The sequence below is a fragment of the Bacillus sp. 5mfcol3.1 genome (assembly GCF_900114335.1).
In the GTDB taxonomy this organism is placed as follows: domain Bacteria; phylum Bacillota; class Bacilli; order Bacillales; family Bacillaceae_G; genus Bacillus_A; species Bacillus_A thuringiensis_S.
The window spans coordinates 282,716-299,517 of sequence record NZ_FOST01000004.1; the positions used below are offsets into that span (position 1 = coordinate 282,716).

Consider the following 16,802-nt stretch of genomic DNA (forward strand, 5'->3'; position numbering starts at 1 on the left):
GATATTAATAGTAAGGAGTGCTGCCCTATGGAATACTCTACCTTTGGCAAGCATATAATAGTAGATTTGTGGGGAGTGGACTTTTCCCTATTAGATGATATGCACTTTTTAGAATATCATCTAGTTACAGCTGCAGATTACTCTGGTGCCCATGTTTTAAACGTAAGTAAAAAAGAGTTCCAGCCATATGGTGTTACTGTATTAGTGCTATTATCAGAAAGCCATCTTTCCATTCACACTTACCCGGAACAAAATTTTGCAGCTATTGACTGTTATACTTGCGGTACAACCGTTGAACCACAAATAGCGATTGATTATATCGTAAATATATTAAAACCGGAACGGATGCATATAAAAAGATTAATTCGTGGTATAGGAGAAATTGTTACTGCCGATTAATTATAACTCTTACTCATCCGAAAAAAGGAGGATTGTAAAATACCATCAGTGGGATGAACATTCCACTGATGGTACAGGCACATACATAAAATGAAATTTTAATTAGTGGGAGTTTTACTGCCCGTTAATTCTAGATAAAAAAACCTTGCATAAGCAAGGTTCATTCATCCACCGACATCTTCCTATATAACTCTACAAACTCACTCGCTAATTCTTTCACCGTAATTGCATTCATTAAATGGTCTTGTGCGTGTACCATTAAAAGAGTAACTTCGGTCTTTTCACCACCAGCTTCTTTCTGGATAAGCTCCGTTTGTACACGGTGCGCCTCTTTTAATTCCTCTAGTGCTTCTTGTAATTTAGCTTCAGCTTCTGTAAACTCCCCACGCTTCGCACAATCAATTGCTTCCATTGAACAACTTCTCGCGTTTCCCCCATGCAAGATTAAATGAAAAGCTTTCGTCTCTATCGTATCCATTTTAGTTCTTTACTCCCCCTTTTCTTCCGCCAGTTTTTGTTTATCCCATATTTTTAAGAACGGTAAATAAATGAAGAATGCTAGCGCAAAGTTAACAAGTTGCAAAATAACACCTGAAATTTTCCCGCCCGATCCTAAATATCCACTAAAAAGAATAGGTGTCGTCCAAGGTACAGCGGCCCCACTCGGACGTGCGACCCATCCCCATTCCATTGCAAAGTAAGAAACAATTGTTAACACAACTGGAACTAATATAAATGGAATTAGTAAAAGTGGGTTCATTACAATCGGCATACCAAAAGTTACCATCTCATTAATATTAAATATACCAGGTGCAATTGACAATCTCCCTAAACTTTTTAATTGTTGACTTCGTGCAAATAGTAACATTCCGACAACTAGAGCAAGCGTTGCACCAGAACCGCCCATATAAATCCATAAGTCAAAAAACTGTGCCGTAATTGTATTTGGTACATCTTGCCCAGCTTGAAAAGCAACTCGGTTTTGATCCATTAACGACAACCAAACGGGGCTCATTACACCACCAACAATAGTAGCACCATGAATTCCACACGACCAAAGAACATGAACGAGAATAACTGCTATTATTGCGCCCCAAAGACTAGCACCAAGTACACTAAGTGGTTCCTGTAAAATTTGTCCTACGATATTATGGATACTGCCAAAAGAAGTATTTTCTATAATTAAGCGTAAAATCCAAATAACTGTTACAACAATAAATCCTGGAACAAGTGCGGCAAATGAACGCGTGACAGCTGGTGGAACTGTCTCTGGCATCTTTATAATTATCTTTTTTTGTACAATAAACCGATAAAGTTCAGTAGATATAAGTGCAATAATCATTGCTACAAATAACCCTTGGCTTCCCATTAATGCAGCTGGGATAGCGCCTTCTACAAGTACACTTTCTTTTGTACTTGGTATAATATATGCAACTTGAAATGGAGTCGCAAGTAAAAACGTCACAAGCGACAATGCCCCGGATGCTAAAGCATCTACTTTATAATACTCTCCAAGTCTGTAAGCGATTCCAAAAACAGCTATTAAAGCCATTATATTAAAAGTTGCACTAACTGGATACCCTAAAGCTCTCTGCCAATTCTCACCAAACAAACCTGCCATAAACTCGTTATATCCAGGTATCGGCAGTGCACTAATAATGAGGAAAAACGATCCAATAATTAAGAAAGGCATCGTTAAAATAATTCCATCTCGAATTGCTTGCAAATGCCTCTGCTCTGCAACCTTCCCTGCTACCGGCATCACGTACTTCTCTAAAAACCGTATCATCTATCCCACTCTCCTCATGGTTTCATTGACAAAGCTGCTTGCAAGATAGCTTCTCCATTACAAAGTCCGTAATGAACGGATTGAATGACATCAACAGGTATCCCTTTATCCTTACATAATTCTTTCATTTTCGGTAATAAATAACGTACTTGCGGTCCAAGTAAAAGGACATCAGCTTTATCAATATGACTATTCACTTCAGAACCTGATACTGCCCAGATTTTTACTTCTATCCCTCTTGCCTCTGCTGCTTTCTCCATCTTTGTAACAATCAAACTGGAAGACATTCCCGCTGCACAGCAAAGTAAAATATTCATTCCGCTTCCCTCCCCCTTTTTCTAAACCTAAGTTATGGTGCATCCCTTGCCACCACTAGGTTACAAATATATATGTCTAGATTTCCTGCTGTATGCCGAGCTTAAAAACAAAAATTTCTTGGTTTTCACGCTATTCCATTTATCCGTATTCTCCTAGTAAAGAGGACTCTAACTCGCTATAATGATTCAGTATGATTTTTTTAATTGATAGGAGGATATATTTATGAAGGCATATCGCTTTCCACTTATTTTATTATCTTCTATCCTAATTGGTGGTTTCATTGGTTATTTCATGGGTGCCGATGCAGTTGCTTTAAAGCCGCTTGGTGATATTTTCTTAAACTTAATGTTTACGATTGTTGTACCTCTAGTGTTCTTTAGCATCGCATCGTCTATTGCTAATATGGATGGATTAAAACGTTTCGGTAAAATTATGTCTAGTATGGCTGGGACTTTCTTATTTACAAGTATTTTAGCTGCTATTTTTATGATTATTGTCGTGAAAGTATTCCCGCCAGCACAAGGTGTTGTACTAGAACTAACACAACCTGACAAAGCCGGCAAAGCTGTTAGTGTTGCAGATCAAATCGTCGGTATTTTAACAGTATCTGACTTCTCGAAGTTACTATCTCGTGAAAATATGTTAGCTCTTATTTTCTTCTCTATCTTAATGGGAATTGCAACTTCAGCAGTTGGCGAAAAAGGAAAGCCATTCGCTACATTCCTACAAGCTGGTGCAGAGATTTCAATGAAGGTTGTATCTTTCATTATGTACTACGCTCCAATCGGACTTGCTGCTTACTTCGCAGCATTAGTTGGTGAATTCGGACCACAACTTCTTGGAACTTACTTCCGAGCGGCAATGGTATACTATCCAGCTTCTCTAATTTATTTCTTTGTATTCTTCACATTCTATGCATACCTTGCAGGTCGCAAGCAAGGTGTACAAGTATTTTGGAAGAACATGGTCTCCCCTACAGTTACATCACTTGCAACTTGTAGTAGTGCCGCAAGTATTCCAGCGAACTTAGAAGCAACGAAGAAAATGGGTATTTCTTCAGACGTTCGTGAAACAGTTGTCCTTCTTGGTTCTACACTTCATAAAGACGGATCTGTTTTAGGTGGCGTATTAAAAATTGCTTTCTTATTCGGTATTTTCAACATGGAATTCGAAGGACCGAAAACATTAGCAATCGCACTTGTTGTTTCTTTATTAGTAGGAACAGTAATGGGTGCTATTCCAGGCGGTGGTATGATTGGTGAAATGTTAATCGTATCTCTATACGGTTTCCCGCCAGAAGCACTGCCAATTATCGCAGCAATTAGTACAATCATTGATCCACCTGCAACGATGTTAAACGTAACAGCAGATAACGCTTGTGCGGTAATGACAGCTCGCCTTGTAGAAGGTAAGAATTGGATCAAAAACAAATTTGCTTAATAGCTAGAAAGAGGATGCTCTAAACGAGCATCCTCTTTTTGTCGTTATTTGTTGATAAGTTGATATTTCCTCTCGCCACAAATTTGTTAAAATCTTCACAAATATTCCACATTCATTATCCATTCTCCGTACTATAATCATGTATGGAAAAGGAGATGGAAATAATGACACAAAGCGCACCTGAATTTAAAGTTTTGCAAAGCATTGCATTTCTCGCTGTCGTTTTGCAAAGTTCCTTATTATATACAATGAAGCAAGGAAATGTCTTACTTGAGCAATCCCTCATTATGGGCATGCTATTTAATCTTGCAAAATTCTCAGCACCAGCATTCATATTTATCGTTGGATTTCACTTAATTCGTCACTATACGAAGCAATTAGTATATAAAGAATATATTTCTGAAAAAGCGACACACTTACTCATTCCTTATTTCTTTTGGTCTATTCTTTACTTATTAACAACAAATGATCTTATTACATTACAAGGCGGAATAAAAAGTTTATTACTCGGAACAGCCGCGCCCCATCTTTGGTACGTTATTATGATGTTCCAAATTCACTTATTGTTCCCTTTACTATGCACACTTTTTTATTGGTTTCAAAAACGAACAGAAAATAAAAAAGACATATATAAATATATGACCTTTTTCGCTTGCCTATATTTTCTATTAATGTGGTTCTCTTCTCACTATATTTTTAATGGAGAAAAATTAACAAGTTCAACAATTTTACATTATACAGATCGATCATTTCTATTCTACTCATTCTATTTCGTTATGGGTGGCATTGCCGCTGTAGCACTAAAAACTTGGCGTCTATTCGTCATGAAACATATCCCGCTTATAACAATATTATTTTTCATCTTATTTTTATTCATCAATTATGAGTTGTTTAGTTTTTACGGAGCAAACTCTATTCATTTAACTGTTTCTACCTATTTAAAACCATCTATGTTTTTATATATCGTATGCGAAATTATCATACTGTATGTGTTATCTATTATGATAGTACAGCGTCGTGGTTTCTTATATAAAACGTTACGTTTCATTGGAAATTACACGTATGGTGCTTATTTAGCTCACTTATTCTTCTTGCAACTATGCACAAAGTTTCTTTCTTTATTCACACTGCAAGAAAATACTATATTATATAGCCTATTACTATTTGTGTTAACGGCTATTATCTCTATTTCAACAATGTTCATTTGTAGCACAATACCATTTCATACTTGGATTACAGGTCCTTCTCCTACAACAAAGATGAAATGGACGAAGGTTGTATTCCGAAAAAATCATAAAAAACTATTCAAGCCATATATTTGATATAATGATACGCATATAAAAAGAAAGCGAGAGACACCTATGATTAATCAAGTTGGACAAATTATGCTATATGTAAATAATCAAGACGAAACAGTACAATTTTGGACAGAAAAAGTAGGGTTCCAAATCATTGCGGAAGAGAATAACGGAAACGGATTCCGCTGGATTGAAATTGCACCGGCGAAAGAAGCAGGAACAAGCATCGTCCTTCACGATAAAGCGTTAATCGCGAAGATGCAACCTGAACTAAACCTTAATACACCTTCACTTATGTTCTTCTCAAATGACTTAGACCGTCTATATAAAGATCTTTCTGAGAAAAATGTCACAGTTGGACAGGTTGTAGATTTACCTACTGGTAGAGCATTCAACTTTGCTGATAATGAAAATAATTACTTTGCAGTAATGGAACGTAAATAAAAAATAAGCTATCCGAAAAAATCGGATAGCTTATTTCATTTTAAGAAACTTGTTCTACATTCGTTTCTCTATGCTGTATATGGCTCGTGATCCAAGCAATTCCACCGGCAACAATGAGATAACATAACAATATTAAAATTTGTATTTTTAATTGCGACCAATCTCCTAAAGAGATAACATCTTGTAATCCTCTAAGAGAATGAGACATTGGGAGAAACTGCCCAATTTTGCTAAGAACAGCTATGTTTAATTCTCCTGGGAAAGTCCCCCCGCTTGTCGCTAATTGCAAGACAAGAAGCGTTACTGCTAAGAACTTTCCAACAAGACCAAATACTGTTACTAACATAAGAATAAATGTCATGAACGTAAAGGAAATCACAATACTTGATAAAACAAAAAGTGGTACACTGGCAACTTCTAATTTCATAACACCTAGCACAACTACATCTACGAGTAGCGCTTGAATAAGTCCAATTAAATATACCAATCCTAGTTTATTAATAAAATGTACCGTTCCACTTACCTTCATATTTTGTCTACGACCAAGCGGTAAAATATTCGATGCCATAATTCCGCCAACATAAAATGCAAGCGATAAGAAATATGGTGCAATGCCTGAACCGTAGTTAGGAACGTCAGAAACTGTTGACTTCACTAACTGAACTGGCTCTGAGAACATCGTATTGCGTGCATCATCATTACGAACATTCGCTATCTTCTCTGCACCCTCTCCCAATTTCGTAGAAAGTTCTTTCGCACCATCATCAAGTTTAACAAGTCCATTTGTTAATTTACCAGCACCGTTATTCAGCTCCGTTCCACCACTCGCAAGCTGGTTTACACCTTCTTGCAATGATGTAAATCCATTTCCCCACTTCGTAAATCCATCAGCCAAATTCGATGCACCATCTGCTATCTTTTGCGTTCCAGCAGTAGCTTCATTTAACTTAACTCCGAATGTATTTATGCCTTCTTCAATCTTATGTTGACCGTCAGTAAGCTTCTTCGCACCTTGTGTCAATTGTTGTTGGCTATTATTTAACGTACTTGTTGCTTTAGCTAGTCCATTAGACGTAGCAACAATTTTTTGAAAAGCGGGATCTTGCTGCACTTCTGGATGATTTTTCACGTACTCTTCTAATTGTTGTTTTACACTATTTGCCGCATTGTCCGCTTTCGCTTGCCCTTCAGCAAGTTTTTCATTTCCATTCACCCATTCATTTGTACCAGCACTTAATTCACTAATTCCTGATTGTAACGTTTTTTCACCTTGTACTAGTAATTCCATACCACTATGAAGTGATGTCGCTCCTTGACTCAGCTCATTTGCTCCCCCAGTTAAAGCAGATTGACTGGATGCAAGCTTGTCACTTCCTTCTTTCAATTTCGATGTCCCATCACTTAAACGATCAATACCATCCGCAAGCTGATTCGCTCCATTTTTTGCATCGGTCGTTCCTTCATGTAACTTCTCAGCACCATTACTTGCATCACTCAATCCTTGTGCCAAATCTTGGAACTTCGAAAAGACACCTTCTGTATAAGATTTCGTAATACTATTTGAGATTTTTGTTTTCATATTTTCAACAGCTGTCGTTCCAATTTGAGCTGCTACAAAGTTTTTACCTGGATTTACTTTGTACTGCAACTTTGCCGGCTCTGGTTTCTCATCCATAAGTGTACTTACCTTTTTAGAGAAATTCTCTGGAATCGTAACAACCATATAATATTTATCTTCTTTTAACCCTTCATCTGCATTTTTTTCTGATACGAAATGAAAAGCTAGTTCCTTATTCTCTTTTAAATTTTTAACAAAATCGTCTCCTGCATGAATTGTTTTTTCATCCATCATAGCACCCTTATCTAAGTTCACAACTGCAACAGGTAATTTATCTAATCTTCCGTACGGATCCCAATATCCAGCTAAAAAGAATCCTGAATAAATTAACGGAACGATTAATAAAAAAATTAAAGCGATACGTCCATGTTTATGGTGCCACATCGCTTTCCAATCTTTAAATATAAGTTGAATTCCCTTCATGAAACATACTCCTTCTCCGAATTTAACACCATTAGAATGGTTTAACAGATTTACTATACACGTCACTTTCCATACTGTATAATACATCTTTAATTATCAATTCATTCCTTTTGGTCTATAGAAAGGAGATTCGAAATGGAACTGCTCCAGTTAAAATACTTTCAGACAGTTGCACGACTAGAACATATGACAAAGGCAGCTGAAGAATTGCATATCGCGCAACCTTCACTCAGCAAAACAATCGCTAGACTCGAAAAGGATTTAGGAGTCCCTTTATTTGATCGCCAAGGCCGACAGATTACTTTAAATTCTTTCGGAAAAGTATTTTTAAAACGAGTAGAGCGTATTTTTCATGAATTAAGTGAAGGGGAACGAGAAATTAAAGATTTAGCCGAATTACAACAAAGCTCTATTACACTGGCCGTTTCTATTCCGAGAATATTACCAGAACTACTTGGCTCTTTTTTACTAGAACATCCTAACGTTCGGTTCCAACAATTTCTTGCATCCACTCCTTCTATGAAACGACAACTAGATAATATAGAAATTGACTTTTGTATCTCCTCTGTGCCAATTGAAGGTGAGGAGGTTGTTTGGGAATCACTTATTACAGAAGAAATTTTCTTAGTCGTCCCTTCAGGCCACCGTTTATCCGGCCGAGAAAATATCCACCTGCATGAAGTAAAAGACGAACCGTTTATTAGTATGAACACTGGCTACGGATTTCGGCACTTAACGGATGAATTTTGTAAAGAAGCTGGTTTCACTCCGCATATTGCTTTTGAAGTAGATGAACCGACCGTGATTAGCGACCTCATTAAGCAAGGTCTCGGCATCGCTTTTGTTCCAAGTTTAACTTTATTAAAAAACTCTACTTTAGCATCAAGCAAGTTGCGTATTATTGAACCCACTTGTCAGCGAACCATCGGATTAAGTTGGTCGAAGAAACGCTACTTATCGAAAACTGCTCAGCAATTTCGTGAATTTGTGATTGACTATTTCTCTAATATTAGGACGTAAAATTATATGAACAAATAAAAGGTGCCACCCTCATATGGTGGCACTTTTTATTGTTCACTCTTTTTTAATTCCATTTCAGCTAAAAGTGGTAGTACATTATCAAAAATATGCGTATTATTATTTTCACCTGTTACATATCCACCGTAATATCTACTAAATACGTTGTCATTTCGGAATGTGGACATATGATCATACAATTCCTTCGCAAACTTTGTATCACCTGTTTGTAGTACGTACAAAATCGTTAGTCCGTAAGCGGCTGGCGATTCATAATTCACAGTTTGTTTTCCCGTTTCTAAATTGTAACGACCGTATAGCTTTCCATCCGCTTGGAACTTCTTCTTTATAAATTCCAAATAAGCAGCTGATGAAAGACCTCCTAAACTCCGATGATATGCAACGTATGATTGGTCAATAAGATTCACTTCTTTATCGTACGTAAATGTACCATCTTCTTTATACTCTTTTGGGAATGCCCAGCCATGCCTTGGATAATCTGCTAAAAATTGAACAACTTCCTGATATTGCTGAGCAGAAACTTTGCCGTACTTCTTCATATAGGAGAATGCACGCGGATTTATGTATGATGTTGTTACAAAATTATTTTGTTTCCCTGCATCTGCATCATAATAATCAACATAATAATTATCTTTTTTATTATAACGAAGTACAGCATCACTTAATTGATCGGCAAGGTTTTTATAACGCTCTTCCTTATACATTTCATAAGCACGATATAATTGTTCTATAATACGAAGATCATCTATAAGTGCATTTGTAGCTGACTGCCTCTCTCCCTTTTCAGAGAGTTTCCATAAAACGATATGATTCTTATATATGAAATTATCTTGAATAACCTTTACTTGCTCATCAAATAACGCCTGATCATCTTTATCAAGTGTATACTGTAACCATAATCCCGCCGATTCTGATAAAGCTTCACGTCCCTTAGCTTCACCCGTACCTGCCTTAGTATCTACCAAACGATACGTGGCAAGTGTTCCATTGTCATTCACCATATGTCTTAAAATAAAATTTTCTGTACGGTTTCCTTGTAAAGCTGACCAAAATACAATTCCACCTAAAGCGATTAAGAAGATAACTCCAATCCCTATATATAAACGTTTCCGCAATCTTTTCACCTCCCTAGTAAGGCTAACCTTAATTTTATCAGAACATACATAAATTTAAAAAAGACAATCTATTAGATTGTCTCCCCCATTTCTATCCCCCGCAAACCTCTTTAGAAGGTTTATATAGCGATTGTACAAGTCGATCATATTCACGACGCGTAATTTCTTTATTATATAGCTTCAATAATAAATCTCTATGCTCTTTTGAAAATGCCATCTTTTTAATGACTTCAGGATACATAAAACACCCTCTCCATTTCACATAAACTTCTTGATTCCGAAAAACAGAACTTATGTTCGCATAAAAGATTATAAAAGATTCCTGAGCAAAAAACAAACAAAACATGACCAACTATTTATTTCTTTCTATTCAAAATATTACAACATTATATTATCATATTCACTTTTTAAATACATATATATTTTTGGTAGTTTTTTTGAATAAATCTTCCAATTCAATCAGAAAATAATGGCAAAAAAGAAGAGGAGTTTACATATGGATACGGTAACATTAGCAAGAGCATTTTTTGGTTCTTCATTAGCATTCCACATTATCTTTGCAACACTTGGCGTCGGACTTTCATTGATGATTTTTATAAGCGAAATACTCTATCACTGGAAGAAAGACTCCGACTATGCCATTATGGCGAAAAGATGGACAAAGGCGTTTGCTATTCTTCTCGGTGTAGCAATTCCAACTGGAACAATTGTTGGTGTGCAAATCTCACTTCTTTGGCCTGGTTTCGCCAAAATTGTTGGGCAAGTTATCTCTGTTCCCTTCCAAATTGAGATTTTCGCCTTCTTTTTGGAAGCTTTATTCATGTCGATTTACGTATATGCAGCCGATAAACTTCCTCCATTTATGAGATTAATCTCGCTATTTTTCGTCATGCTTGGTGCCACAGCATCCGCCGTGCTTATTACATCAGCAAATACATGGATGAATACACCAGCAGGCTTTTCAATGAATCCAGATGGATCTGTTTTTAACGTTGATCCGTGGAAAGCTTTCTTTAATCCAAGTTTTGGCACAAGTGCATTCCATGTTGTTATTACGGCTTATGCAACTGGTGCGGCTGTCATTGCTTCTATCGCTGGATTTAAATTATTGAAGAAAAATTTAAGTACACGTGAAATTGCTTATCATAAAAAAGGGCTACTATTAGGGCTTGTCGTTACATTTATTACAGGCGCTACGATGTGGCTTTCAGGACATGAATCAGCGATTGCCTTACATAAACACTCACCTGAAAAACTTGCATCTGCTGAAGCTTTATTTGAAACGACATCACACGCACCGCTATCCATTGGCGGAGTTGTGGATCCTAATACACTTGAACTAAACTATGCACTTGAAATTCCAAACATGCTTAGCTTATTAGTGGGACTAGACCCTAGCACTGTCGTAAAAGGTCTAAACGAATTCCCACAAGAAACATGGCCACCATTTTATACACATACACTATTCAACTTAATGGTCGGCACCGCTGCGTTCACCTTTGCAGTTGCAGCAATTGCGCTCTTATATTGGTACTTCGTTTACCGAAAAAAGGGAACAGAACTACCGAAGTGGCTACTTTGGGGAGCTGCTGCATGCGGACCAATTATGATGCTCGGTATTGAATTCGGCTGGATTTTCAGTTGTAGCGGTCGTCAACCATGGACAATTTATGGTATGCAACGTACCGTCGATGCATCTACACGCGCTGATTTCGTCGGTCCTTTATTTGTTTTGTTCATCATTTTATATATTGGACTCGCTATTTTAACAGTCTTTGTTCTACGTACATTCTTTAGAAGACATCCATTAAAGAATGATTTACAACACCAAGGAGGCGATTCTCATGCATGAGGAAAGTATTGCAATCATCATCTTATGGGCCCTTATTTTCGTATACAGTATATTAGGGTCCATCGATTTTGGCGCTGGTTTTTGGGGCATGGTATACGCAAAACATCCAACGCTCGCTGCCAAACTTGCGAATCGGTACTTATCCCCAACTTGGGAAGTAACAAATACGTTTCTCGTCTTCGTCGTTGTCGCATTTCTCGGCTTCTTTCCGAAAGCGGCCTTTACCCTTGCGACAGTAATGTTCGTACCAGTTATGTTAATTTTAGTGCTCGTTGCAGTACGTAGTACATTTATGGTGTTTGCTTACTCCTTGCCGAAATATCAGTACCTTCTTCGGGTTATTTCAGGTATTACTGGTCTCTTAATTCCAGCACTATTAATTACCGTTTTACCCGTTACAGAGGGAGCCTATATTACAATGTCTGAAGGGAAAGAAGTACTCCTGTATGGAAAACTTCTTTCTAGCCCGGTTATCTATTGCTATATGCTCTTCGGAATAACGTCTGAACTATTTCTCTCCTCTCTCTTTCTTGCTGATTTTGCGAGAGAACAAAGTTCAGAAGATACGTATAGAATTTATAGAAGAAATGCCATCATCCTTGGTCCTGCAACGCTCGTTACGGCAATCATCGCCCTCGTTGTAATGGATCCTGAAACACATTGGCTTATGCAAGGATTAATAAAGCAATTCCCGTGGTTTACAGTTTCTATTGTTTTATTCGTTATCGGATACTCGTCCCTTTGGTGGACAAACAAAAAGTACAATACACTAGGATATCCTCGCATTGCCGTTTTAGCTGTCGTCGCTCAATATGCATTTGCAAGCTACGCTTACGGCGTCGCGCATTTACCTTATATTATTTATCCTGACGTAACTGTATTTACAAGCTTTACAACGACAGAAACGTTCTATGCACTGCTCATTCTATACGCAATTGGGATTGCAATTTTATTACCAGGATTTATTTTCTTCTGGAATTTATTCTTGAAGGATCGTACTTTTTTGAAGGAAAAATAATATAGTCTTGGGGTCTGTTCCAAAAGGCATTTTGGGATGGGCTCCTTTTGTCATGTTTTGTCGATAAGTCGATATATTTTAAAAATCGCTGATATATTTTCAGTTGCGCCGATATATTTCAATGATCGCTGATATATTTTGAGTTACGCCGATATATTTCAATAATCGCTGATATATTTTCAGTTACGCTGATATAAATCTCATTTACTACCTTACTGCCCAATCAATTAATAGACTCCTATCACAATAGTTATTTCACTACGAGTGACACTTGTCCTTTAGCATGAAAAACACATATTCGCTTCATCTCGTTATACGTCTAGTTCTTCTTATTTTTTGCTGAATATACTACCAATATAACCTTGAGACAAGCTACATCTATTCAAGGGAAAATAGAAAGGTAGGCAAAATATGAGCATTGAAATATGGATTACTATTATTGTATTCTTCTTAACGATGATTGTTATCTTTTGGCGGCCTCGAGGTTTAAATGAGGCGTGGCCAGCAGCAATCGGAGCTGGTATCATCATAATTACTGGACTTGTATCAAAACCAGACGTCATGGATATTATAAGTAAAATTGGCGGTGCTTCCATAACAATATTAGCGACCATCGTCATGGCAGTTATATTAGAAAGCTTCGGTTTTTTCCATTGGTCCGCAGCGAAACTAGCAAATTTAGCAAAGGGTTCTGGACGCCGCTTATACTGGTATATTCAATTATTATGTTTTCTTATGACTCTTTTATTTAATAACGACGGTAGTATTTTAATTACAACTCCCATTTTAATTCTTCTTCTAAAAAATCTTCAATTAAAACCTCATCAGCAAATTCCTTATTTATTAAGTGGTGCTTTAATCGCTACGGCATCTAGTGCACCAATTGGTGTAAGTAATATCGTAAATTTAATCGCATTAAATATCGTTAATATGACTCTTTATATGCATACTGCTATGATGTTTGTACCTGCAACATTAGGCTTATTATTTATGTCATGGCTCATGTATACAGTTTTGAAGAAAAAACTTCCGAAAAAATTACCTGTTTCTTCATATGATATTGAAGAAATTTTCTTCACGAAAAACTTCCATCCACTAAAAGGAAATAATTCTGTTGATACGAAACAAAAACGGACAAGATTCATGTTAAAAGTATTAGGTTTCGTCTTCCTTATGCGCTGTCTTCTATTCGTTGCATCCTTCTTATCCATCCCAATTGAAATCGTTGCAGTACTTGGTTCACTCGTTCTTCTCATTTGGAGATGGTACTACTTACGAACAAATCCTGTCGATATTTTGAAAAAGACACCGTGGCACATTTTAATTTTCGCTTTCTCTATGTACGTCATTATTTACGGGCTTCACAACGCAGGATTAACAGCGGCGCTTGTAAATTGGCTTGAACCAGTTGTAAGTCAACATCTACTCTATGCTAGCTTTGCAATGGGTGGACTCGTCTCCCTCCTCTCTAACGTCTTCAATAACCATCCTGCACTTATGATTGGTACAATTACATTAACAGAAATGGGACTAGATCCAGTCACATTAAAAACAATCTATCTTGCAAACATCATTGGTAGTGACATCGGTTCACTATTACTACCAATTGGTACACTAGCTTCACTCATTTGGATGTATATTCTGAAACAAAACAAAATTAAAGTAAAATGGAAAGACTATTTAAGTGTATCCCTTATCGTTATCCCGCTCACAACAGTCGTCACACTATTCCTCTTATTCTACTGGGTACATCTCTTCTTCGCCTTATAAACAACAGAAGCCCCATTTGCTACCGTCTTAGCAAATGGGGCTTCTTCTATAATAAAGTTAGGTACTACAGTGTGATCAATCAAGTAAAGAGGTGTAACATATTATTGATATAAATGACTACCAGCTTCTTTAAATTCTTCTGCTTTCTCTTTCATTCCTTTTTCAATTGCTTCTGTCGTTTCTAAATCATTTTCTTTTGCATACTCACGAATATCATGTGAAATTCTCATACTACAAAACTTCGGTCCACACATTGAACAGAAGTGAGCTGTCTTTGCCCCTTCTGCCGGCAACGTTTCATCATGATATTCCATCGCACGTTCAGGATCTAAAGATAAATTAAATTGATCGCGCCAACGGAATTCGAAGCGTGCTTTTGAAAGTGCATCATCACGCTGATGAGCCGTTTTATGTCCTTTCGCAAGATCAGCCGCATGCGCTGCAATTTTATACGTAATAACACCCGTGCGTACATCATCTTTGTTTGGCAAACCTAAATGTTCTTTCGGCGTTACATAACAAAGCATCGCTGTTCCAAACCAGCCAATCATAGCAGCTCCAATTGCAGATGTAATATGGTCATAACCTGGTGCAATATCTGTCGTTAGCGGCCCAAGTGTGTAAAACGGCGCGCCCTGACAAATATCAAGCTCTTTCTCCATATTCTCTTTAATTAAGTGCATCGGTACGTGTCCAGGTCCTTCAATCATAACTTGCACATCATGTTTCCAAGCAATTTTGGTTAATTCGCCAAGTGTTTCAAGCTCAGAAAACTGTGCTTCGTCATTTGCATCTGCAATAGACCCTGGACGTAATCCATCTCCAAGAGAGAACGAAACATCGTACTGCTTCATAATTTCACAAATCTCTTCAAAGTGAGTATATAGGAAGTTTTCTTTATGATGGAATAGACACCACTGCGCCATAATCGAACCACCGCGCGAAACGATACCTGTCGTACGCTTTGCCGTGATTGGAATGTAACGAAGCAATACACCAGCGTGAATTGTAAAGTAATCAACGCCTTGCTCCGCCTGCTCAATTAACGTATCACGATATACTTCCCACGTTAAATCTTCTGCAATTCCGTTTACTTTTTCCAGCGCTTGATAAATCGGTACAGTTCCAACTGGTACAGGCGCGTTACGAATAATCCACTCACGCGTCGTATGAATATTTTTACCTGTAGATAAATCCATAATCGTATCTGCACCCCAGCGCGTTGCCCATGTCATCTTCTCTACTTCTTCTGCAATCGAAGAAGATACAGCTGAGTTTCCGATATTCGCGTTTACCTTCACATGGAAATTACGCCCGATGATCATCGGTTCAGCTTCTGGATGATTAATATTCGCTGGTAAAATAGCGCGGCCTTCTGCGATTTCCTTACGAACAAACTCCGGCTCTACCCCTTCACGAATCGCAACATACTCCATCTCAGACGTAATAATGCCATTACGTGCATAGTGCATTTGCGTAACGTTTGCACCTTGCTTTGCTCTAAGTGGCTTGCGATCCATCTGCGGGAAAACAGGTGTATGTTTCGAAGCCACTTTCACACCGTCATCCTCTGGTTTCACTTCACGCCCTTCGTATGCTTCTACATCACCACGCCCCAGAATCCAAGAATGGCGCGGCGTTGGAATCCCCTTTTCTAACTCCACTTTATACTCAGGATCCGTATAAGGTCCGCTCGTATCATACACACGAATTGGCGGATTTGGAACGCCATTTGTTTCGCTTTGTTTAATCTCACGCATCGGTACTTTCATGCCTTCTCGTGGTCCATCCACATATACTTTCTTACTCCCTGGTAAACTCGATTTCAATTCAATTTGCTCAGCTGAAACAGATTGTTTCATAAATTTTATTGCCCCCCTGTTCGTGACAAGGACGAGATATGGCCAGCGCATGCCAAAATAAAAAGAGCCAGGTCCATAAAAAAATAAGGACCTGGCTCATAAAGACATCATTATGTAAAGCCGTTAACTTCCCTACGCTGGTACGAGCCAGATCAGGTCCAAAGGGTTAAGAAGTTCACGCGCTTCTCTCTCAGCCTACGCATACGTTAGGCACCCCTAGTTTATCACTGATTTAATTTTCAATACTTTCCCATCATACACGATAATCTGAAAAATGCAAAGGTTATTTCTTTTTCTCTTTATGGAATCATCCACGTTAAATAATATGCTTGAACATACGTCATAATACCAACAATAATTACGAAGAACACCCTATTGTAAAAATAGTTTATGACTTAACATGGGAGTTTAAAAACAT

At 37.6% G+C, this 16,802-nt stretch carries 15 protein-coding genes and 1 riboswitch; of the genes, 8 read left to right on the plus strand and 7 right to left on the minus strand.

Annotated features, from left to right (window positions below):
- Positions 1-27: 27 nt before the first annotated feature.
- On the plus strand, positions 28-399 hold the full coding sequence (speD, locus tag BM089_RS22650) for an adenosylmethionine decarboxylase (RefSeq protein WP_000456821.1): 372 nt from the start codon (positions 28-30) through the stop codon (positions 397-399).
- A 160-nt stretch (positions 400-559) separates the two neighbouring features.
- Here speD and BM089_RS22655 read toward each other — a convergent pair whose 3' ends face one another.
- Genes BM089_RS22655 through BM089_RS22665 form a run of 3 tightly spaced genes read right to left on the minus strand, consistent with a single transcriptional unit; the run spans position 560 to position 2,505 of the window.
- Positions 560-877, minus strand: a complete 318-nt coding sequence (locus BM089_RS22655; protein ID WP_000379645.1) for a PTS sugar transporter subunit IIA — start codon at positions 875-877, stop codon at positions 560-562.
- A 9-nt stretch (positions 878-886) separates the two neighbouring features.
- On the minus strand, positions 887-2,188 hold the full coding sequence (gene celB, locus BM089_RS22660; RefSeq protein WP_000617789.1) for a PTS cellobiose transporter subunit IIC: 1,302 nt from the start codon (positions 2,186-2,188) through the stop codon (positions 887-889).
- Positions 2,189-2,202: 14 nt separating this feature from the next.
- A complete protein-coding gene (locus BM089_RS22665; protein ID WP_001023543.1) occupies positions 2,203-2,505 on the minus strand; it encodes a PTS sugar transporter subunit IIB in 303 nt (100 codons plus the stop codon).
- Between the two features lie 223 nt (positions 2,506-2,728).
- On the opposite strand from BM089_RS22665, the gene BM089_RS22670 reads away from it, so the two are divergent.
- The 3 genes from BM089_RS22670 (at position 2,729) to BM089_RS22680 (ending at position 5,688) form a co-directional block, all read left to right on the plus strand.
- Positions 2,729-3,946, plus strand: coding sequence for a dicarboxylate/amino acid:cation symporter (locus BM089_RS22670; protein ID WP_000649376.1), 1,218 nt, complete (start codon positions 2,729-2,731; stop codon positions 3,944-3,946).
- A 164-nt stretch (positions 3,947-4,110) separates the two neighbouring features.
- Positions 4,111-5,268, plus strand: coding sequence for an acyltransferase (locus tag BM089_RS22675; protein WP_053563355.1), 1,158 nt, complete (start codon positions 4,111-4,113; stop codon positions 5,266-5,268).
- A 39-nt stretch (positions 5,269-5,307) separates the two neighbouring features.
- Positions 5,308-5,688, plus strand: a complete 381-nt coding sequence (locus tag BM089_RS22680) for a VOC family protein (protein ID WP_000610162.1) — start codon at positions 5,308-5,310, stop codon at positions 5,686-5,688.
- Between the two features lie 40 nt (positions 5,689-5,728).
- Here the strand turns inward: BM089_RS22680 and BM089_RS22685 are convergent, their stop codons facing one another.
- Positions 5,729-7,729 (minus strand): YhgE/Pip domain-containing protein, encoded by a 2,001-nt coding sequence (locus BM089_RS22685; protein WP_090978145.1) that lies wholly within the window; start codon positions 7,727-7,729, stop codon positions 5,729-5,731.
- A gap of 135 nt (positions 7,730-7,864) precedes the next feature.
- Between BM089_RS22685 and BM089_RS22690 the strand changes: the two genes are divergently transcribed.
- Positions 7,865-8,749, plus strand: coding sequence for a LysR family transcriptional regulator (locus tag BM089_RS22690; protein ID WP_090978147.1), 885 nt, complete (start codon positions 7,865-7,867; stop codon positions 8,747-8,749).
- A 47-nt stretch (positions 8,750-8,796) separates the two neighbouring features.
- Here BM089_RS22690 and BM089_RS22695 read toward each other — a convergent pair whose 3' ends face one another.
- Together BM089_RS22695 and BM089_RS31195 are read right to left on the minus strand one after the other, a co-directional pair.
- Positions 8,797-9,882, minus strand: coding sequence for a transcriptional regulator (locus BM089_RS22695; RefSeq protein WP_065229573.1), 1,086 nt, complete (start codon positions 9,880-9,882; stop codon positions 8,797-8,799).
- Between the two features lie 91 nt (positions 9,883-9,973).
- Entirely contained in the window at positions 9,974-10,123 is a 150-nt protein-coding gene (locus BM089_RS31195; protein WP_000283180.1) for a hypothetical protein, read from the minus strand.
- A 255-nt stretch (positions 10,124-10,378) separates the two neighbouring features.
- On the opposite strand from BM089_RS31195, the gene cydA reads away from it, so the two are divergent.
- The 3 genes from cydA (at position 10,379) to BM089_RS22715 (ending at position 14,522) form a co-directional block, all read left to right on the plus strand.
- A complete protein-coding gene (cydA, locus tag BM089_RS22705) occupies positions 10,379-11,734 on the plus strand; it encodes a cytochrome ubiquinol oxidase subunit I (protein WP_075717055.1) in 1,356 nt (451 codons plus the stop codon).
- Positions 11,727-12,752, plus strand: a complete 1,026-nt coding sequence (locus BM089_RS22710) for a cytochrome d ubiquinol oxidase subunit II (protein WP_000544183.1) — start codon at positions 11,727-11,729, stop codon at positions 12,750-12,752. The genes cydA and BM089_RS22710 overlap by 8 nt, the downstream gene beginning before the upstream one ends.
- 411 nt (positions 12,753-13,163) lie before the next feature.
- Positions 13,164-14,522 carry an arsenic transporter gene (locus BM089_RS22715; RefSeq protein WP_090978149.1) on the plus strand — a complete coding sequence of 453 codons (1,359 nt, stop codon included), beginning with the start codon at positions 13,164-13,166 and terminating at the stop codon, positions 14,520-14,522.
- A gap of 101 nt (positions 14,523-14,623) precedes the next feature.
- Here the strand turns inward: BM089_RS22715 and thiC are convergent, their stop codons facing one another.
- Positions 14,624-16,384 (minus strand): phosphomethylpyrimidine synthase ThiC, encoded by a 1,761-nt coding sequence (gene thiC / locus BM089_RS22720; RefSeq protein ID WP_061660730.1) that lies wholly within the window; start codon positions 16,382-16,384, stop codon positions 14,624-14,626.
- Between the two features lie 112 nt (positions 16,385-16,496).
- Positions 16,497-16,612: riboswitch (TPP riboswitch) on the minus strand.
- Between the last annotated feature and the right edge of the window lie 190 nt (positions 16,613-16,802).